This is a genomic window from Pseudaquabacterium terrae (genome assembly GCF_013266755.1).
Classification (GTDB): Bacteria; Pseudomonadota; Gammaproteobacteria; order Burkholderiales; family Burkholderiaceae_C; genus Pseudaquabacterium; species Pseudaquabacterium terrae.
This window is the reverse complement of the sequence record NZ_JABRWJ010000002.1, coordinates 476,383-494,832: the sequence shown is the minus strand read 5'-3', so window position 1 is coordinate 494,832 and position 18,450 is coordinate 476,383. Positions and strand designations below refer to the sequence as shown.

Sequence of the window (18,450 nt, the reverse complement as noted above, 5' to 3'; positions counted from 1 at the left end):
AGCGGGTGGACGAACCCGACGCCCCCGTTGTCACGCGTTGCGCGGGCCGAATCTCGAGCGCGAAGACGACCGACCGGCTGCCACGGCCGACATCAGGCCGGAATGGTTCCACCGGGTCCATGCCCGCGATTCTGACTGGCGCTCGCCCGCGGTCGCCGCGGTGGCCCAGCCCGGATCGACCGGAACCAGTTCGGCCCAGCCGGCAGGGGCATAGATGCGGCAGTGCCGACCCAGGCCTTCGAGCAGATATTCACCCAGTGATTCGGTGCTGTCGGCGCGCAACGCGGCGGCCAACCGCGGCCCGGCCAGGATGGGCACGGACAGGTCGATGGTCATTTCCTGGAGGCGGGAAGCAATGCTGACCGGCTCGCCGAGCGCCGCATGGGCGCGGCGCCGCGCCGGCCCGAAGGAGCCGACGATAGCAGTGCCGCTCTCCAGACCAATCCCCAACGCAAGGGGTTGCACCAATCCGCCATCGGTCTCGAGGCGGTTGCTGGTCAACAAGGTCCGGGTGGCGCTCAGCAGCTCCCGGGCGGCGGCCATCGCCTGTTCGGGGTGGGCTTCGCACTGGGAGAACGCGTTCCAGACCGCCAGGATCGAATCGCCGGCCACGCGCTCGACGACCCCGCCGTGCCGCTCGACGACATCGACGGCGATCGAGCTGAAAGCGTGCAGCAGCGCGACGGTCTCTTCGGCCGGGCGGTGTGCCGCGAAGGCGGAGAAGTTGCGGATGTCGGCCACGAGCACGCTGACGTCGCGCTCTTCAACCTGGATGCGCCCCGTCGGGTCCGAGCTCATCAGGCGCTGGGCCACCGGTCGCGGCAGGTAGGCGCCGAGGTGGGCCGACAGGCGTTCGCGCTGCAGCAGCGTGATGCCATGCTCGACGATGGCCAGCGCGCCCGCGGCGGCCAGGACGAACAGCGCCACCGGCGCCCACGGCAGCCAGAGGTCGGCACCGAGCAGGGACGCCGAGGACGCCAGCCAGACCAGCAGCGCCAGGGCCAGCCCGACGGCCGGCAGGCGTTGCGCATTGCGGCCACCCGGCCGCACGGCGACCAGCAGCAAGATTCCGGCCAGCGCGACCCCGGCCAGCACTTGCAACAGCCGCGCCATGCGCGGCTCGTACGGGATGCGGCGATCGAGCAGGCCGACCAGGGTCTGCACATGGACCTCCAGGCCGGCCGCGACCGCCGCATGCGGCGTCGCGACGACGTCGCCGACGCCGAACGCGGTGGCGCCGACAACCACCACGGCCCCTTTCAGCAGGGCCGTATCGGTGTCGCCGGCAAGCACCTTCGCTGCCGAGATCGACGCAATGGCCTTGCGGTCGACACGGTAGGGCACGCGGAGGTTGCCGCGTTCATCGAGCGGAACCACGAGCCCCGGGAAGCTGGGGCTGCTCAACCAGGCGGCCGGTGCCAGCGGGCTGGTGCCGACACCCTGCTCGGCGGCGACGTGCCATTGCCAGTCCGGCGCGAGCGCAGGATCCGCGGATGCCGCTTCGGTGTCCTGGTCCGGCTGGGCAAGGCGCCACAGCGCTGCCAGGCTCAGCGACGAGTAGGCCGCCCCGCGGTGGCAGATCAGCGCCGGCAACTGGCGCACGACGCCGTCGCCCTCGATGCGCGGCGTCATGTGGCCGACGGCGGGCCGCACGGTCAGCAGCTCGGCGGCCGTTCCGTAGGCACCGTGGCCCTTCGGGGCGAATTCCGGGCAGCCGCTGGCGGCCAGCCGTCCGGCGATGGTTCCCGCTTCCGGCGTGACCGTCGTGTCCAGTGAGAACAGCTGACCCAGCACGACCGGCCGGCGGCTCCAGGCGGCGGCCAGCGCTGCGTCACCTGGGCGGGGGTCCGGGAAGCCGATGTCGTACACCTGCACGGCCGCGCCGGCACGTGCGAGGCGCTCGGCCAGATCGGCCATCGCGGTGCGCGGCCACGGCCACGGGCCGTTCGCACGCAGGCTCGCCTCGTCGATGTCGACGACGACGACCCGGCGCTCGGGCCGTTGGGTGGCGCCGGTGCGCCAGGCGACATCGCCGGCCATGGCCTCGAGCTGGCTCAGTGCAGAGGGCGCCAGCCATTGAACCATTGCCACCGCCGCGGCCGCCAACAGCAACGCCGCGATGCGGAATTGCCAAGGTGACAGCAGGCGGGGGAACATGGGGCCAGGGTGGGTCGGGTTGCCGGGATGGGTGGTGGGCGCAGGCGCTGGCGGGTACTCAGCGCCCGCCGATCACGCCCCAGAGCGTGCGTCCCTTGAACCAGCCGCCGGCAGCGCTGCGCTCGAACAGGTAGCCCGCTTCCTTGCCATCGGTGGAGACGACGCCGGCGACGAGCTGCTCGCTGTCCCGCACCGCGAACGTGCCGTTGCTGCGCACGATGCCGCCGGCGCGCACTTCGGCGCTGCCTCCCGACGCCGACGCCAGCGGCAAGAAAGTGGAGAAACTGCGCCGGGCGAAGTCGATGACCAACGTGCCGTTGTCGACGCTGGCCATCTCGGACTTGCCCCCCCGCTCATAGGTGGCATAGGCGCGCGTCAGCTTGAACTCGGCGGTAGCGTTCAGCGAATCGGACAGGATGTTGCCGGGCTGTGTCTGGTTGGCCCTGAACAGACCGATGTCGCCGTTGCCGATGCCGGTGTAGTGGCGACCGACGGCGGCGGCCCATTCCGGTACCGCGATCTTGTCGTTGGGCGACGCGCCCTCCGTCCAGCGGCCCCAGACCAGCTGCGCGGTCAGGTCGGCGGGCCGGTTGGGGTCGAGGATGCGGCGGTCACTGGCAATCGTCAGCAGGTCGGCACCGGTGCGGTCGTTGACGGAATAGGTCAGCGTTTCACCCTGCGGCCGCTGACCGTTGGCCTCGTCGCGCTTGGCCGAGACGGTGGCCAGCACGGTGCCTGCGGCCGGCACCAGGCGGGTACGGCTCTCGCCGGCGCGGACCTCGGCCATCAGGCCGCCCATGCCGGCGGAGAGCACGCGCGCTGCTTCGCCGGCGCAGGGACCGAGCGTGCCGGTGGTGCAGTCCGCGGACAGCGGACCGATGACGATGGCACCGTCGGCCACCGTTGCGCGCACGCCGCTCAAGTCGCTCTGGACGATGAAGTCGGTGCCGCGCACGCCGATCGCGGCGATCGGCGTGTTCAGGCGGAAACGGGACTTGTCGGCCTCGGTGGCGGCGCCGGAGATCGATCGGCTGGTGCCCTGGTCGAGGCGAAGTTTCACTTCGTTGAGCGCCGGGTTCTGCGTGTCGTACTTGTAGGACTGCACCTCCAGCACGCTCTCGGGCCGCACGCTGACCGCGCCGTTGTCGACGAAGCGGACATGGACGTGGCCGTTGGCGGTGGTCTCGAGCCGGTCGCCGACCATGATCGAGGCGCCTCGGCGCAGGGACTCGCGCGCACCGTCGGCCCGCACCACGTGCGCGGCGCCGATCACCAGGCTGACATGGCCGACGGCCTGCGGCTGGGCGGCCGCGACGGCGCAGACCGTAAAGGCCGACACCAGGCCGGCAACGCTGCGGCCGCTGGCTTTCAGTGCGGTCTTGATCATGTGATTACCTCCAACCCGCGCGGCTGGACAGGCGCCAGCCACGATAACGGACAATGAATCTTCGACGCGATGCGCAGACCGCGATGTGTCCTGCATCACACGCGACGCCGCTTTATCGAAGTACAACCCGCGCTCCGATGCCGATCCTGATTCCGATACTGCAGGGACTGCGCCTGTTCGACCGCTTGCCTGCAGAAAAGGTGGCGGAGCTGTCCGCCGTGATGAGCGAACGCCGGGTCGAACGTCGGCAGGTCGTCATCAAGCGCGGGGAGACGGATGCCGGCCTCGGGTTCCTGATCGAAGGACGGCTGCAAGTCGTCAATTTTACGCTCGACGGTCGCGAGGTCGGCCTCGAATTCATCAGCGACGGTGACTTCTTCGGCGAACTTTCCGTCATCGACGGCCAACCCGCGCCGGAATACATCATCGCGGTGGCCCCGTCGCGCCTGACCTTCCTCGACCGCGAACGCGCGCGCGACCTGATGTTCGCGACCCCGCGCAGCGCGGAGGCCGTGGCCGGCCGGCTGGCCGACCGGATGCGGCGCACGGCCAGCCACCGCGCCGTGCTGGCGCTGCCCAGCTCGTTTCAGCGCGTGTGCGCGCAGCTCACGCTGCTGGCCGAGAAGATCGGCGACGGGCGCCTGGTGATCATCATGCCGCCGACGCACCAGGAGATCGCGATCATGGTGAACACCAGCCGCGAGACGGTGACACGCACGCTGCAGTTCCTGCAGGGGCTGAAGGTGCTGGCCCGCGACGGCAACCAGCTCGTCGTGCACCAGCCGGACACGCTGCAGCAGGCGGCCGACGGCAAGGTGGCGCCGGCCAAGGGCTGAGCGCCACGTGGCTGTGCCGGCTCACGCCGGCCGGTACTCCGGCACCACGGCGCGCAGCAGCGCGCGCACCGCATCGTCGTCGAGCCGCTGGTCGGCCCGGATCGCCTGCACCCATGCCAGGACCGCGCCGGCATCCTCGTCACGCAGTTGCGCCAGCCTCAGTCGCGCCACCGGCGTCGGCAGCGTCGTGTCGGCGTCGGCGAGCAGCTCCTCGTAGAGCTTCTCGCCCGGGCGCAGGCCCGAGTAGACGATGGCGATCTCGTCGACCGCATGGCCCGACAGCCGGATCATGTCGCGCGCCAGGTCGACGATCTTGACCGGCTCGCCCATGTCGAGCACCAGCACCTGGCCGCTCTCACCGATCGCCGCGGCCTGCAGCACCAGGCGCGCGGCCTCGGGGATCGTCATGAAGTAGCGAATGATGTCCGGGTGCGTCACCGTCACCGGCCCGCCCTGCGCGATCTGCTCCTTGAACTTCGGGATCACGCTGCCGCTGGAGCCGAGCACGTTGCCGAAGCGCACCGCGATGAAGCGCGTGCCGGCGTACTGCTTGGCCAGCGCCGACACCACACGCTCGGCCGCGCGCTTGCTCGCGCCCATCACGTTGGTCGGGTTGACCGCCTTGTCGGTCGAGATCAGCACGAAGCGCTCGGCGCCGCATTCGCCGGCCGCTCTGGCGGCGTGATAGGTGCCCAGCGTATTGTTGGCCAGCGCGGCGAAGGCGTTGTGTTCCTCCATCAGCGGCACGTGCTTGTAGGCCGCCGCGTGGAAGATCACCTGCGGCCGCCAGTGCGCGAAGAGGGCGCGCAGCGTCTCGTAATCCTTGACGTCGCCGACCAGCCGCACCAGCGGCAGCTGCGGGAACTGTGCCGACAGCGCCTGCTCGATCGTGTAGAGGTTGAATTCGCTCTGCTCGACGAGCACGAGCCGCGCCGGGCCGTACATCGCCAGCTGCCGGCACAGCTCGCTGCCGATCGAGCCGCCGGCGCCGGTGACCAGCACCGTCTTGCCCGACAGCGCCTCGGCGATGCCGGCTTCGTCCAGCTGCACCGGCTCGCGGCCGAGCAGGTCGTCGGGCTCGATGTCGCGCACGCGCTCGATCGCTGCGCGGCCGGTGTGCAGCTCGGCGGAGGACGGCACCGTCAGCACCGGCAGCCCGGCCGTCGCGGCGAGCTCGAACGCGCGCCGCCGCTGCGCGCCGCGCGCCGCCGGCATCGCGACGACGATGTGCGTCGCGGCGCCGCGCACCGCCTTGTCGCGCACCGCCTCCAGCGGCCCCAGCACCGGCACGCCGGCGATGCGCGCGCCCTGCTTCGTCGGGTCGTCGTCGAGCAGCCCGAGCACCAGCCAGCCCTGGTGCTGGATGCCGGCGATCAGCCGCCGCGCCGCTTCGCCGGCGCCCATCACGATCGCGCGCTTGACCTCGGCGTCGCTGCCGGTGATGCGCGAGCGCGCGTGCTCGTACAACATGCGGTAGGCCAGCCGCGCCAGCGCCAGCCCCATCAGCGTGACGACCGGGTGCAGCGCCAGCACCGCGCGCGGCACCGCCGTCAGCTGCAGCATCAGCACGATCACCGCCGCGCCCAGGCCGGCGATGACGCAGGCCAGCGCCAGGCGCTTGATGTCGCCGAAGCCCGCGAAGCGCCACATGCCCTGCGGCACACGCAGCGCGGCGAACGCGGCGAGGTAGGCGATGACGATGCCGAGCAGCACCCAGCCGTCGTAGCTCGGCCGTGCGCTGAGCCAGCGCTCGAAGCCGAGGCGGAACAGGTACGTCACGTTCCAGGCCAGCACGACGACCCCGCCATCGATCAGCATCGACAGCGGCACGCGCTGCGGCCGCAGCATGGCGAGCGCGCGGTCGAGCCGCAACCAGAACGACAGGTCGCGCTCGGCGTCGCTGGCGGGGTCGCTGGAGGGATCGCTGGGGTCGGCCGGGAGGGTCATCGGGAGATCAGCAGGCGCACGGTGCGCAGCAGCACGCCGAAGTCGGACAAGAGCGTGGCGCGCGCAGCATACGCGGCTTGCGCGGCGAGCTTCTTCGGCAGGATCACCTCGATGTACTCGCGCTCGGGGTCGGCGGCGGCATCGAGCAGCGCGGCCTCGTCCAGGTGCTCCAGCGACGCCGGATCGGTGATGCCGGGGCGCACCGCGAGCACACGCTCGCGCAGCGCCGCCGGATAGTGCGCGACGTAGCGAGGCACCTCGGGGCGCGGGCCGACCAGGCTCATGTCGCCCTTGAGCACGTCGATCAGCTGCGGCAGCTCGTCGAGCCGGGCGTCGCGCAGCCGGTGACCGATGCGCGTGATGCGCGGATCGCGGCCGACCGTCACGGCCGGCCCGCGCTCGGGCGCGTCGGCGACCATCGTGCGGAACTTGTGGATGCGAAACGGCCGGCCGTGGCGGCCGATGCGCTGCTGGCGGAAGAACACCGGGCCCGCGGAGTCGAGGCGGATCGCCAGCGCGATCAGCAGCAGCAGCGGCGACAGCAGGGCCAGCGCCAGCGCAGACACCACGATGTCGAACAGCCGCTTGCCCATGCGTTTGATCAGCCCTGCAACACGGCCTTCACCGACGCGATCACCCGCTCGACGTCGTCGTCGCTCATGCGCGAGTAGATCGGCAGACTCGCCATGCGCTCGTAGGCGCGCTGGCTGTGGGGGAAATCCGCTGCTTTCAGCTGATAGCGATCGCGCCAGTACGGCTGCTGGTGCAGCGGGATGTAGTGCACGCTGCAGCCGATGCCGAGCGCGAACAGCTTCTCGATGAAACGCTCGCGGCTGATGCCGGCGTCGTCCCCGAGCTGCACCGGATACAGATGCCACGCATGCAGCTCGCCCGCCGGCGCCATCGGCGCGCACGTCAACGGCAGCGCCGCGAACGCCGCGGCATACGCGTGCGCGATCTGCGTGCGCCGCTGCTGGAAGCGCCGGGCCTTCTTCAGCTGGTGGATGCCAAGCGCCGCGGCGATGTCGGTCAGGTTGTACTTGAAGCCGGGCGCGATGACCTCGTAGTACCAGCTCGGCACCGTGGCGGTGAAGCGGTCGAAAGCATCCCGGCTCATGCCGTGCAGGCGCATCACCTTGGCGCGCTGCGCCAGCGCGGCGTCGCGCGTCACCAGCATGCCGCCCTCGCCGGTGGTGATCGTCTTGTTGGCATAGAAGCTGAAGACGGTGGCATCGCTCGCCAGCGTGCCGATGAGCTCACCGGCGCAGGTCGTCGGCAGCGCATGCGCGGCGTCCTCGACGAGCTTCAGGCCGTGGCGCCGGGCGATCGCCAGCAGCGCGGGCATGTCGGCGGCGAGGCCCGCATAGTGCACCGGGATGATCGCCTTGGTCGCCGGCGTGATCGCCGCCTCGACCAATGCGGGGTCGATGTTCAGCGTTGCGGGATCGATGTCGACGAGCCTGACGTCGGCACCGAGGTAGCGCACGACCTCGGCGGTGGCGGTGAAGGTGTGCGTCGTCGTGATCACCTCGTCGCCGGGGCCGATGCCTAGCGCTTCGAGCGCCAGGTGCAGGCCGGCGGTGGCGGAGTTCACCGCGATGCAGTGCAGCGTCGTGTCACCGAGGAATTCCGCGAAGTCGGCCTCGAAGCGTTTGGCCTTCGGGCCGGTCGTGATCCAGCCGGTCTTCAGCGTGTCGATCACCTCGGCGATTTCTTCGTCGCCGATCTCGGGCGCCGCGAACGGCAGGAACGGTGCAGCAGCAGTCATGGAGCGGGTTTCTGAAGCCAGGCCAGCACGTGGGTGCGCAGCAGCGGCAAGGTGTTGAAGACGGGATAGAGGGCAGGATGCAGGCGACAGACCGCGCGCGCCAGCGGCGGCGCCAGCGTCACGCGCCAATGCGACATCCGGGCGTCCGGAAACAGCGCCCGGATGCGCGTCAGCGGCACGCCGCGCACATCCGGATTGCGCGGATTGTCGATGGTGAAGTCGTACCACAGCACGCCGCCGCCGGGCGCGACCCAGCGCCACATGCGTTCGGCGAGACGCTGCTGGAAGGTTTCGTCGAGCAACGACGAAAAAACAGTCGACTGCAGCACGAGGTCGCGGCTGGCAGGCTCGATCGGCAGCGCGCTCGCATCGCCCTGCCACAGCGTGACCGTCGCAGGCAGCACGCGGCGCGCGAGCGCGAAACGATCCGGCAGCAGCTCGATGCCGGCCAGGTGCTCGGGCTGCAGGCCCAGCCGCAGCAGCTCCAGCAGGTTGCCCCCGGCGCCGCAGCCGACCTCGAGCGCGCGCAGCCGCGCCAGGTCGTGCCAGCCGAGCCGCGCGAACAGGCGAAGCATGCGGCGCTGCCGCTCCTGCACCGTCTGCCAGACATCGGGCTGCAGCAGGCTGTAGCGATCGGGCGCCGCGCGGCGCGCGTAGCGCTCGACCACCGCGTTCGGCTCATCACTCATCGCCGCACCGCCTGCAGGAAGCGCTCGGCCAGCACCGGATAGGTGTGGTGCGCCATCACGAAGGCGCGGCCACGTTCACCCATGGCGCGGCGCTCGGCCGGCGGCACGGCGGCCAGGCGCTTCAGGCCATCGGCGACTTCTTGCGGAGATTGCGGCGCGACAGTGAAGCCGCAGCCGCTCTCGGCCACCGGGTCGTTGCCGGCGGCCACCGAGTGCAGCACCGGCAGCGAAGCCATCATGTAGTCCATCAGCTTGTTCGGCGCGATGCCGAAGCGGTAGATCGGCACCCGCTGCCAGCCGATGTAGGCGATGTCGATCAGCGCGAGCAGGCTCGGCACCTGCGCCTTTGGAATCGGCGGCAGCCACTGCACATTCGTCAGGCCTTCCTCGGCGATGCGCTGCACCAGGCGCTCGCGCTCCAGCCCGTCGCCGACCAGCATCAGCGCGATCGGCTCGCCGCGCAGCCGCTTTGCGGCATCGAGCAGCACGTCGAGCGCATTCGGCAGCCCCATCGAGCCCGCGTAGCCGACCACCGTGCGGCCGGCGGCGCGCTGCAGCGCAATCGCCGCGGCGACGTCTTCGCGCAGCGGCGCCGGCGTGCCCTGCCACTCGTCGAGCGTGATGCCGTTCGGCACGATCGCCAGGCGCTTCAGGTCGAGCCCGCGCGAGGCCATGTAGTCGTGCACCACCGGCAGCATCGAGACGACGCGGTCGGCATGCCGGTAGGCGCTGGATTCGGCGGCCTGGCACAGCAGCATGAACGGATGCTTCGGCGACATGCCCGACAGCTCGATCGGCGACAGCGGCCACAGGTCGTGCACCTCGAAGACCAGCGTCGCCTGCGCCAGCCGCGCGATGCGGCGCGCGACCCAGATGTCCATCGGGTAGGTGCTCGACGCGATCACCACGTCGGGCCGGAACTCGTCGACCAGCGCGCGTGCATCGCGCCACAGCGGCCACAGGAAGCGGAAGATGTTCCACGCGCGGCCGAACCCGTTGCCCTGGTAGGCCGGCGTCGGCAGCCAGCGGTAGCGGATGCCGTCGAGCAGCTGGTCGCCCGGCGCGGGCTGGTGCGTGCGCACATGGCTGTGCGACGCGGCGACGATCTGCACCCGGTGGCCGAGCCGCACCCATTCGCGCGCCAGGTAGTACGGCCGGTACTCCATGCCGAGCGACGGGTGGCCGGCGTAGTGGTTCAGCAGCAGGATGTTCAAGCCACCGATCCCCGCGGGCGCCGCAGCCCGTGCCCCGCCTGCAGCGCATGCAGCCGCGCGACGAAACGCTCGACCGCCGGCTCGAACATCGCCTGCCGCGCGACCCAGCCGTGGTTGGCCAGCGCGATGCGGTCGGCGCGCACGGCGATGCCGTGCAGCTCGGCGGCATCGGGCAGCCGGCCGTCGGCGAGGATCAGGCCGTTGTCGCCGTCGTTGACCAGCTCGCGGTTGGCCGGCAGGTCCGACAGGATCGGCACGCAGCCGTAGGCCATCGCCTCCAGCACCGAGACCGAGACCGAATCGGAGTGCGGCAGGCTGAAGTACCAGCGTGCGTTCGCGTACCAGCGCGCTTGGGCGTCCGCATCGAGCCGGCCGACGAAGCGCACGCGGCCGGCGATCTCGGAGCCTTGCACCCACTGCTCCAGCGCCGGGCGCAGCGAGCCGTCGTTGGCCAGCACCAGCTCGGCATCGGGCCAGTCGCGCGCGATCGTCGTGAACGCGGCGAGCACGCGATCGGGCGCGTAGATCGGCTCCAGGCCGCGGTTGGCGAAGAACAGGCGCTCGGACTTGTTGCCGGGCGGCGGCGGCAAGGTCTCGAGCCCGAACGGGAAGCTCATCACCTCGCGCGCACCGAGCGCGCGCATGCGCTCGGCCATGTGCAGCGAATCGCTGGTGCACAGCGTGCACGCGCGCAGCACGCGCCGCGTCAGCCAGCGCAGCGCGACGCTGCGATCGGGGGCGACGAGGATGTCCGAGCCCCAGGCCGAGCCGGCGATGCGCGCCTGCAGACCCCAGACCCGTTTCGCCGCCACGGCCAACGTGCCGTGCGAGGTCAGGTAGTGGGCGTGCAGCCAGTCGGGCTGCAGCGTCTTCAGCCAATCGCCCAGCCGCGGCAGGCTGCGCAGCACCGCCGTGTTGCCGCCGGCGAAGTTCGGCCGCGTGTTCAGCGCCAGGCGGCGCTCGGGCGGCAGCAGCTCGGCGAGCGCCGGCGCAAAGCCGCGCGACGAGGCGGCGTACAGCTCCAGCCGCGGCTCGAGCGCGCGCGCCCACTTGACGAGGTGCGGGCTTTCGCCGTCGCCGATCAGCACGAGCTTCATTGGGGCGCCCCCGGCAGCTTCCCGGCCCACGCTTCGTAGTGCGCCAGCAGCTCGGGATGGCGTTCGAGCCAGCGCCGGTCGGCCGCGCGCGCGTCGCCGACCACCTGCGCCGGGTTGCCGGCGAGCACCGCGAAATCCGGGAACTCGCCGCGCACGACGCTGCCGGCGCGCACGACGCTGCCGCGGCCGAGCCGCGTGCCGGCTTCGAGCAGGCTGTGCGGGCCGATGAAGCTGTAGGCGCCGATGACCACCGGCGCCGCGATCCAGCCCGGCCGGTCGCCGTCCCAGTCGACGAAGCGGCGGCCGAGCAGGCGCTGCGCGCGGTGCGAGCTGTGCGTGACGATGCTGGCGTGGTGCGTGATCTGCACGCCCTCGCCGATCTCGACGCCGGCGCTGGCTTCGATGAAGTTGAACGGGCCGATGTAGACGTGGTCGGCGAGCCGCAGGCGTTCTTCGTGCTCGATGCAGGTCGACGGCGCGATGCGGGTGCTCGGCAGCCAGCGGCCCTGCGATGACTCGCCGAACAGGATGCGGTGCCACAGCCAGCGGGCCAGGTGCCGCCGCAGCCGATTGACCCAAGCGCGCATCATGCGGCCTCCTCGCGCACCACCGGCCAGGTGGCGAGCTTGAAGAAGTACCAGCCGAAGTACGCGGCCGTGACGATCGACACGGCCCAGCCGGCCGCGGCCAGGCTGCCGAACTGCAGGCCGAGCGCCAGCGCCAAGAGGAAGGCCGCCTGGCCGACCAGCGCGAGCCGCAGCGCCCAGGCCTGCGCGCCCCAGGCCATCGTGACCACCGCCAGCGGCGACGCGACGAAGTGCACGCCGATGTACAGCGCCAGCGCGCGCGCGAGCTCGCCGGCCTCGCGCCAGCGCTCGCCGAAGGCCCAGGCGAAGAGGTCCGGCCCGAGCACCCACAGCAGCGCCACCAGCGGCGCGGCGATCGCTGCCAGCGCCAGCATTGCCCGGCGCACCGTCGCGCGCGCTTCGACGGTGATGCCGCCGGCGATCCCCGCGGAGGCCAGCCGCGGATACAGCGCCTGCGACAACGCGCCGCCGACCAGCGTCGCCGGCGCTTTCAGGTAGCGCAGTGCCAGGCCCCAGGCGCCGCCGGCGGCCGCGCCGAGCTGCGCGGTGATCAGCGCCATCGTCACGGTGTCCTGCAGTGCACCGAGGAAGGCATGCGGCGTGTTCAGCAGCGGGAACTCGCGGTGGCGGCGCGCGGCGGCCTGCAAGTCGGCGGTCGTGGTCGAAACGCCGCGGCCCAGCGGCAGCCTCAGCAACGCGAACGCCGCCAGCGCCGCGGCAATCGGCGCGGCAATCAGCCCGTGCAGGCCGCCCTGCGCCAGGCCCGCGGCGACCTGCGCGGCGGCGCCGCCGCCGTGCTGCAGCACGCGTGCACCGGCCAGCGCATGGAAGCGCTGCTGGCGCGTCGCCCACAGCGTGGCGAGCGACAGGACGCCGAGCGCGGCCACCGCCAGCGGCAGCCACAGCGGCCACGTCACCGCGCTGCTCCAGGCCCACCAGGCCGCAACGACCGCCGACAGCAGCGTCACCGCGGCCAGCAGCGCCAGGCACAGCAGCCGCAGCGCATCGGCCTCGCGCGCGTCGGCGGCCAGCGGCAGCGCGAATTCGTAGCGCGCACAGCCGATCACCGCGAGGTTCGCGGCGACCGCGGCGAACAGGTGGTAGATGCCGAACTCCTGGGGGCTGTACAGCCGCGCGAGCCAGGGCCCGAGCAGCAGCGGCAAGGCCTGCGCGAGCGCACCGCCGGTCAGGAGCGTCAGCGTCGCTCGCAGCAGGCCGGCCGATGCCATGCTGGGTCAGGCAGGCGACGAGGCGGTGGCCAGCGCCGCGGCCAGCGCGGCGACGACGCGGTCCTGGTCGGCCTCGCTCAGGTCGGCGCTCATCGGCAGGCTCAGCACACGCTGCGCGGCGCGCACGCTGTGCGGGCAGGCGGCGGGGTCCTGCCCCACGGCGTAGGCCGGCTGATGGTGCAACGGCTTCGGGTAGTGCACGGCCGTCGGAATGCCCGCGGCCTGCAAGGCCTGCTGCGCGCGCGCTCGGTCATCGATCAGCACGGTGTACTGCGCCCACACGCAATCGCGGTCCGGCCGCACGGCCAGGCGTTGCAGCGGCAGCCCGCGCGCGTCGATCAGTTGCGCATAACGCGCGCCGAGCGCCAGCCGGCGTTCGATTTCCCAGTCGAAACGTTCGAGCTTGCCGAGCACCACCGCGCACTGCAGCGTGTCCATGCGCCCGCCGACGCCGAGGCGCGTGTGGTGGTAACGCCCGCTCTGCCCGTGCACGCGGATCTCGCGGCAGGCCTGCGCGAGCTGGTCGTCGCTCGTGAACAGCGCGCCGCCATCGCCATAACAGCCCAGCGGCTTGCTCGGGAAGAAGCTGGTCGCACCGAAGGTCGACAGGTTGCAGCTCCGGCCGCCCTGGTACGACGCGCCGAAGCTCTGCGCGGCGTCTTCGATCACCGCCAGCCCGTGGGCGGCGGCAACCGCATTGATCTCGGCCATGTCGGCCACCTGGCCATAGAGGCTGACCGGCATGATGGCCCGCGTGCGCGGCGTGATCGCCGCCTCGATCAGGCGCGCATCGAGGTTGCAGGTGTCGGGCTCGATGTCGACGAAGACCGGCCGGGCGCCGGCCAGCACGATCATCTCGGCGGTGGCCGCGAAGGTGAACGGCGTCGTGATCACCTCGTCGCCGGGCCGGATGTCCAGCGCCATCAGCGCGATCAGCAGCGCCTCGGTACCGCTGGCGACGGCGATGCAATGCTTCGCGCCGGTCAGCCGGGCGAGCGCGGCCTCCATCTCGGCGACCTCCGGGCCCATGATGTACTGGCCGTGGTCGAGCACGCGCTGGATGCGCGCATCGATGCTGGTCTTCAGCGCCGCGTACTGCGACTTCAGGTCGGTGAACTGCATAGGGTCAAGGTGTCGCCTTCGAGGCGGTAGCGTTCGCCGGTGGCGGGGCAGGTCGCCTCGCCGCTGCCTTTGGGAGATAGGTCCAGCCGCTCGCCATGCCGGCTCATCCAGCCGATGCGCCGCGCCGGCACGCCGACCACCAGCGCGAATGCCGGCACGTCGCGGCTGACCACCGCACCAGCGCCGACAAAGGCATATTCGCCGACCGTCGTGCCGCAGACGATGGTGCAGTTGGCGCCGAGCGTGGCACCGCGCCGGACCAGCGTGCGGCGGTACTCGGACTTGCGCGACACCGCCGAGCGCGGGTTGTGCACGTTGGTGAACACCATGCTCGGGCCGCAGAACACGTCGTCTTCCAGCGTCACCGCGTCGTAGACCGAGACGTTGTTCTGCACCTTGACGTTGTCGCCGACCACGACGTCATTGCCGACGTACACCCCCTGCCCGAACGAGCAGCCGCGGCCGATGCGCGCGCCCGCGCTGATGTGCGCGAAATGCCAGACGTGGCAACCGTCGCCGAGCTGGGCGCCGTCGTCGACGATCGCGCTGGGATGGACGCTCACATGGGCCGGCATTGTCAGGTCAGTATTCGAGGGGCAGGTTGATGCGCTTGCCGTCGCGCGCGGAGCGGTACATCGCGATCAGCAGCTCGAGCGACTTCAGCCCTTCGCGGCCGTCGGTCTCGGGCTCGCAGGCACCTTGCAGCGTGCCGATCACGTTGTCGTAGTACAGCGGGTGGCCGAAGCCGTAGACCGAGCTGGTCTGGTAGCTCGCCTCGTCGAGCTGCGCATCCATCGGATGCGCGTCGGCGAACTCCCAGTGCTCGATCTTGTTGACCGCGACGCCGCCGATGCGCACGGTGCCCTTCTCGCCGAGCACGGTGATCGAGCCTTCGAAATTCTTCGGATGCGCGAGCATCGTCACGTTGACCGAGCCCATCGCGCCGTTGCGCCACTTCAGCGCCGCGACGCCGGTGTCCTCGACCTCGATGTTGCGCGCCAGCGTGCCGGTGTAGGCCATCACGCTCTCGACCGGGCCGATCAGCCAGTCGAGCAGGTCGATGTAGTGGCTGGCCTGGTTCATGAACGCGCCGCCGTCGAATTCCCAGGTGCCGCGCCACGCGGCCGAGTCGTAGTAACTCTGCGGCCGCGACCAGAACACGTTGACGGTAACCATGTAGACGCGGCCGAAGCGGCCCAGCTGCAGCGCCTCGCGCAGCAGCTGCAGCGTGCGGTTGCGGCGGTTCTGCTTGACGACGAAGAGGCGCACGCCGGCGTCGTCGCAGGCCTTGACCATCGCCAGCCCGTCGGCCCAGCGCGTGGCCATCGGCTTCTCGGTCATCACGTGGCGGCGCGCGGCGGCCGCGTCGATCGTCTGCTGCGGATGCAGGCCGCTGGGGGTCGTCAGCACGACGCAATCGGCGTCGCTGCCGGCGAGCATCGCGGCGTAGCTGCTGAACGGCTTGGCGCCGCTGCGCTGGGCGGCGGTGGCCAGCGCGGCACCGTCGGTGTCGCAGACGGCGACCAGCTCGGCCCGCTCGGCATGCCGCTCGATCGCCGCGATGTGGTTGGCCGCGATGCGGCCGCAGCCGGCCAGCGCGAAGCGGACTTTGCGGTCGGTGACGGGAAGCGGAGGCGGGTGCATGGGCGGCGCGGCGAGCCGCGGATTATCCGCCAGCGTCCGCCCTCATTCGGCCGGGTCGACGCCGGCGAAGACCTCGGCGAGCGGTACGCTGCAGTCGATGCTCGCCGCGACCATCGCCTCGTCGCCGCTCATGTCAACGAAGAGCCATTGGTTGTCCGCGGTGCGGCGAAAGGCTTCGATGCGGCGCGTTTCCGGATCGACCAGCACGTACTCCTGCAGCGTTGCGATGCGGCGGTAGAGCGCGAACTTCTGGCTGCGGTCGCACGCCTGCGTGCTCGGCGACAGCACTTCGATGACCAGCGTCGGCGCGCGAAAGATCTGGTCGGTGGCGAGGTCGGCCTTGTCGCAGGTGACGAAGATGTCCGGATACAGGATGGCATCGTCCCCGACCTGCACCTTCATCGAGTCCGCGAAGACCTGGCACGGCGATCCGTCCAGGCGATTCATCAGCTGACGGGCAAGGTTCAACATGACTCGGCCGTGACTGCGCCGCCCACCCACCATGGCGAACACCTCGCCGCGGTAGTACTCGTGCTTCTCGACCTGCGCGTTTTCCCACGCCAGGAAGTCGGCCAACGACAGCTTCTGCAGCGCAACGCCCATGGCGAATACCTCCTGAACGGCGATTCTGACCGAACCCGAGCCGCCCGAGTGGCCCTGCCTACAATCCGCGGTTTCCCCAAGACGCCCCCGCTGCGCCATGACCCACGACGCCCTGCCCCCCGACGACGACAACAAGCTGATCGCCGAGCGTCGCGAGAAACTGGCGGCGATCCGCCAGCGTGGCGTCGCCTTCCCGAACGACTTCAAGCCCCGGCACCATGCCGCCGAGCTGCAGCAGAAGTACGGCGAGCTGGAGAACGAAGAGCTCGAGCCGCAGGGCGTGCAGGTCGCAATTGCCGGCCGCATGATGCTCAAGCGCCTGATGGGCAAGGCCAGCTTCGCGACCTTGCAGGACGGCAGCGTCGGCAAGACGCAGGGCCGGATCCAGCTTCGGGTCACCAAGGACGCGCTCGGCGACGAGGCGTACGAGGCCTTCAAGCACTACGACCTGGGCGACATCGTCGGCGCCGAGGGCACGCTGTTCAAGACGCGCACCGGCGAGCTGACGGTGCAGGTCACGACGCTGCGCCTGCTGACGAAGAGCCTGCGGCCCCTGCCGGACAAGTTCCACGGCATGGCCGACCAGGAGATGAAGTACCGCCAGCGTTACGCCGACCTGATCACCGACGAGTCGGCGCGCGCGCGTTTCGTTGCGCGCAGCAAGGCGGTCAGCTCGATCCGCAGCTTCATGGTCGAGCACGGCTTCCTCGAGGTCGAGACGCCGATGCTGCATCCGATCCCCGGCGGCGCGAACGCCAAGCCGTTCAAGACGCACCACAACGCGCTCGACCAGGAGATGTTCCTGCGCATCGCGCCGGAGCTGTACCTGAAGCGGCTGATCGTCGGCGGCTTCGAGCGCGTGTTCGAGATCAACCGCAGCTTCCGCAACGAAGGCATCTCGGTTCGGCACAACCCCGAATTCACGATGATGGAGTTCTACGCGGCGTACTGGAACTACCACGACCTGATGGACTTCACCGAGGCGCTGCTGCGCCACGCCGCCCGGATCGCCACCGGCTCGGCGAGCCTGACCTACGCCGGCAAGCCGGTCGAGCTGGACAAGCCGTTCACGCGGCTGTCGGTGCGCGAATCGCTGGTCGTGCATGCCGGCTTGAGCGACGCCGAGTCGACCGATGTCGAGGTGCTGAGCACGAAGATCCGCGCCGCCGGCGAGGACGTGCCCGCGCACTGGGGCCTGGCCGAGCTGCAGTTCGGCCTGTTCGAGGCGGTGGTCGAGGAGAAGCTCTGGCAGCCGACCTTCATCGTCGACTATCCCGTCGAGGTGTCGCCGCTGGCGCGCGCGTCGGACAGCAACCCGAAGGTCACCGAACGCTTCGAGCTCTTCATCACCGGCCGCGAGTACGCCAACGGCTTCTCCGAGCTCAACGATGCCGAGGACCAGGCGGCGCGCTTCCGCGCCCAGGTGGCGAACAAGGAAGCCGGCGACGAGGAGGCGATGTTCTACGACGCCGACTTCATCCGCGCGCTCGAGTACGGCATGCCGCCGACCGGTGGCTGCGGCGTCGGCCTCGACCGGCTGGTGATGCTGCTGACCGACAGTCCGAGCATTCGGGATGTGATCTTGTTTCCGGCGCTGCGTCGCGAAGCGTGAGCACCAGCCCCCGCACGCTGCAAGAGATCGACGCGGCGTGCTGGGCTGAGCTGGAACGTGCGGCGACCGAGCCCGGCCATGCCTGGCGCCTGATGGCGCTGGCCACCGTCGACGGCGACGCTGCGGACCTGCGCCACGTCGTGCTCCGCGAGTCCCGGCCGGCCGAGCGCTCGCTGATCTTCTACACCGACGCGCGCTCGCCCAAGGTGGCGCAACTCGCGGCGCATCCGCTGGGCACGCTGCTGCTGTGGTCGCGCGCGCTGCGCTGGCAGCTGCGGCTGCGCTGCCGCTTTTACATCGCTGTCGACGGAGCGGAGGTCGCGGCGCGCTGGCAGCAGCTGAAAGCCACACCTGCGGCGCTGGACTACCTGTCGCCGCTGGCGCCGGGCCAGGCGCTGCAAGCGCCGCTGCCGGAGCCCACACACGAGGGCCACTTCGCGCTGGTGACTGCCCGCGTCGAACGGCTGGACTGGCTCGAGCTGCACGATGACGGGCTGCATCGCCGCGCGCTGATCGACGCCGAGGGCGCGCGCTGGGTTGCCCCCTGACCAACCGCCT

The 18,450-nt window shown here is 70.8% G+C and carries 17 protein-coding genes; 3 read left to right on the top strand and 14 right to left on the bottom strand.

Annotation, left to right across the window (positions count from 1 at the left end):
* Positions 1–30: 30 nt before the first annotated feature.
* A complete protein-coding gene (locus HLB44_RS07390; RefSeq protein WP_281375129.1) occupies positions 31–2,085 on the bottom strand; it encodes a CHASE2 domain-containing protein in 2,055 nt (684 codons plus the stop codon).
* Positions 2,086–2,215: 130 nt separating this feature from the next.
* On the bottom strand, positions 2,216–3,544 hold the full coding sequence (locus HLB44_RS07385; protein ID WP_173121904.1) for a FecR family protein: 1,329 nt from the start codon (positions 3,542–3,544) through the stop codon (positions 2,216–2,218).
* Positions 3,545–3,597: 53 nt separating this feature from the next.
* Here HLB44_RS07385 and HLB44_RS07380 point away from each other — a divergent pair, with 53 nt between their 5' ends.
* Positions 3,598–4,380 carry a Crp/Fnr family transcriptional regulator gene (locus HLB44_RS07380; RefSeq protein ID WP_173121903.1) on the top strand — a complete coding sequence of 261 codons (783 nt, stop codon included), beginning with the start codon at positions 3,598–3,600 and terminating at the stop codon, positions 4,378–4,380.
* A gap of 21 nt (positions 4,381–4,401) precedes the next feature.
* Here HLB44_RS07380 and HLB44_RS07375 read toward each other — a convergent pair whose 3' ends face one another.
* The 12 genes from HLB44_RS07375 to HLB44_RS07320 are packed head-to-tail and all read right to left on the bottom strand — an operon-like array spanning position 4,402 to position 16,379.
* Positions 4,402–6,327, bottom strand: a complete 1,926-nt coding sequence (locus HLB44_RS07375; RefSeq protein WP_173121902.1) for an SDR family NAD(P)-dependent oxidoreductase — start codon at positions 6,325–6,327, stop codon at positions 4,402–4,404.
* A complete protein-coding gene (locus tag HLB44_RS07370) occupies positions 6,324–6,920 on the bottom strand; it encodes a sugar transferase (protein WP_173121901.1) in 597 nt (198 codons plus the stop codon). The genes HLB44_RS07375 and HLB44_RS07370 overlap by 4 nt, the downstream gene beginning before the upstream one ends.
* Before the next feature lie 8 nt (positions 6,921–6,928).
* The gene (locus HLB44_RS07365) at positions 6,929–8,095 is read right to left on the bottom strand and encodes a DegT/DnrJ/EryC1/StrS family aminotransferase (RefSeq protein WP_173121900.1); all 1,167 of its coding nucleotides are present in this window, start codon (positions 8,093–8,095) and stop codon (positions 6,929–6,931) included.
* Positions 8,092–8,784 (bottom strand): class I SAM-dependent methyltransferase, encoded by a 693-nt coding sequence (locus tag HLB44_RS07360; protein WP_173121899.1) that lies wholly within the window; start codon positions 8,782–8,784, stop codon positions 8,092–8,094. Before HLB44_RS07360 ends, HLB44_RS07365 begins: the two co-directional genes overlap by 4 nt.
* Entirely contained in the window at positions 8,781–9,998 is a 1,218-nt protein-coding gene (locus tag HLB44_RS07355) for a glycosyltransferase family 4 protein (RefSeq protein ID WP_173121898.1), read from the bottom strand. The genes HLB44_RS07360 and HLB44_RS07355 overlap by 4 nt, the downstream gene beginning before the upstream one ends.
* Positions 9,995–11,095 carry a glycosyltransferase gene (locus tag HLB44_RS07350; RefSeq protein ID WP_173121897.1) on the bottom strand — a complete coding sequence of 367 codons (1,101 nt, stop codon included), beginning with the start codon at positions 11,093–11,095 and terminating at the stop codon, positions 9,995–9,997. The genes HLB44_RS07355 and HLB44_RS07350 overlap by 4 nt, the downstream gene beginning before the upstream one ends.
* The gene (locus HLB44_RS07345) at positions 11,092–11,682 is read right to left on the bottom strand and encodes an acyltransferase (RefSeq protein ID WP_173122252.1); all 591 of its coding nucleotides are present in this window, start codon (positions 11,680–11,682) and stop codon (positions 11,092–11,094) included. The genes HLB44_RS07350 and HLB44_RS07345 overlap by 4 nt, the downstream gene beginning before the upstream one ends.
* Complete coding sequence (locus tag HLB44_RS07340; RefSeq protein ID WP_173121896.1) at positions 11,682–12,911, bottom strand: oligosaccharide flippase family protein; 1,230 nt, start codon at positions 12,909–12,911, stop codon at positions 11,682–11,684. The genes HLB44_RS07345 and HLB44_RS07340 overlap by 1 nt, the downstream gene beginning before the upstream one ends.
* A gap of 6 nt (positions 12,912–12,917) precedes the next feature.
* A complete protein-coding gene (locus tag HLB44_RS07335) occupies positions 12,918–14,033 on the bottom strand; it encodes a DegT/DnrJ/EryC1/StrS family aminotransferase (protein ID WP_173121895.1) in 1,116 nt (371 codons plus the stop codon).
* Entirely contained in the window at positions 14,015–14,608 is a 594-nt protein-coding gene (locus tag HLB44_RS07330) for an acyltransferase (protein ID WP_173121894.1), read from the bottom strand. Before HLB44_RS07330 ends, HLB44_RS07335 begins: the two co-directional genes overlap by 19 nt.
* Before the next feature lie 7 nt (positions 14,609–14,615).
* On the bottom strand, positions 14,616–15,677 hold the full coding sequence (locus HLB44_RS07325; RefSeq protein WP_173121893.1) for a Gfo/Idh/MocA family protein: 1,062 nt from the start codon (positions 15,675–15,677) through the stop codon (positions 14,616–14,618).
* Between the two features lie 42 nt (positions 15,678–15,719).
* Positions 15,720–16,379 carry a Uma2 family endonuclease gene (locus HLB44_RS07320; protein WP_246312112.1) on the bottom strand — a complete coding sequence of 220 codons (660 nt, stop codon included), beginning with the start codon at positions 16,377–16,379 and terminating at the stop codon, positions 15,720–15,722.
* Here HLB44_RS07320 and lysS point away from each other — a divergent pair.
* Positions 16,378–17,892, top strand: a complete 1,515-nt coding sequence (gene lysS, locus HLB44_RS07315) for a lysine--tRNA ligase (protein WP_173121892.1) — start codon at positions 16,378–16,380, stop codon at positions 17,890–17,892. The two genes, HLB44_RS07320 and lysS, sit on opposite strands and share 2 nt — an antisense overlap.
* The gene (locus HLB44_RS07310) at positions 17,889–18,440 is read left to right on the top strand and encodes a pyridoxamine 5'-phosphate oxidase family protein (protein WP_173121891.1); all 552 of its coding nucleotides are present in this window, start codon (positions 17,889–17,891) and stop codon (positions 18,438–18,440) included. The genes lysS and HLB44_RS07310 overlap by 4 nt, the downstream gene beginning before the upstream one ends.
* Positions 18,441–18,450: the final 10 nt, after the last annotated feature.

Coding starts and splice junctions, on each gene's coding strand:
- HLB44_RS07325 (WP_173121893.1), bottom strand. CDS start 15,677: ATGCACCCGCCTCCGCTTCCCGTCACCGACCGCAAAGTCCGCTTCGCG.
- lysS (WP_173121892.1), top strand. CDS start 16,378: ATGACCCACGACGCCCTGCCCCCCGACGACGACAACAAGCTGATCGCC.
- HLB44_RS07320 (WP_246312112.1), bottom strand. CDS start 16,379: ATGGCGCAGCGGGGGCGTCTTGGGGAAACCGCGGATTGTAGGCAGGGC.
- HLB44_RS07350 (WP_173121897.1), bottom strand. CDS start 11,095: ATGAAGCTCGTGCTGATCGGCGACGGCGAAAGCCCGCACCTCGTCAAG.
- HLB44_RS07340 (WP_173121896.1), bottom strand. CDS start 12,911: ATGGCATCGGCCGGCCTGCTGCGAGCGACGCTGACGCTCCTGACCGGC.
- HLB44_RS07385 (WP_173121904.1), bottom strand. CDS start 3,544: ATGATCAAGACCGCACTGAAAGCCAGCGGCCGCAGCGTTGCCGGCCTG.
- HLB44_RS07375 (WP_173121902.1), bottom strand. CDS start 6,327: ATGACCCTCCCGGCCGACCCCAGCGATCCCTCCAGCGACCCCGCCAGC.
- HLB44_RS07380 (WP_173121903.1), top strand. CDS start 3,598: ATGAATCTTCGACGCGATGCGCAGACCGCGATGTGTCCTGCATCACAC.
- HLB44_RS07330 (WP_173121894.1), bottom strand. CDS start 14,608: ATGCCGGCCCATGTGAGCGTCCATCCCAGCGCGATCGTCGACGACGGC.
- HLB44_RS07360 (WP_173121899.1), bottom strand. CDS start 8,784: ATGAGTGATGAGCCGAACGCGGTGGTCGAGCGCTACGCGCGCCGCGCG.
- HLB44_RS07370 (WP_173121901.1), bottom strand. CDS start 6,920: ATGGGCAAGCGGCTGTTCGACATCGTGGTGTCTGCGCTGGCGCTGGCC.
- HLB44_RS07335 (WP_173121895.1), bottom strand. CDS start 14,033: ATGCAGTTCACCGACCTGAAGTCGCAGTACGCGGCGCTGAAGACCAGC.
- HLB44_RS07365 (WP_173121900.1), bottom strand. CDS start 8,095: ATGACTGCTGCTGCACCGTTCCTGCCGTTCGCGGCGCCCGAGATCGGC.
- HLB44_RS07345 (WP_173122252.1), bottom strand. CDS start 11,682: ATGCGCGCTTGGGTCAATCGGCTGCGGCGGCACCTGGCCCGCTGGCTG.
- HLB44_RS07390 (WP_281375129.1), bottom strand. CDS start 2,085: ATGGTTCAATGGCTGGCGCCCTCTGCACTGAGCCAGCTCGAGGCCATG.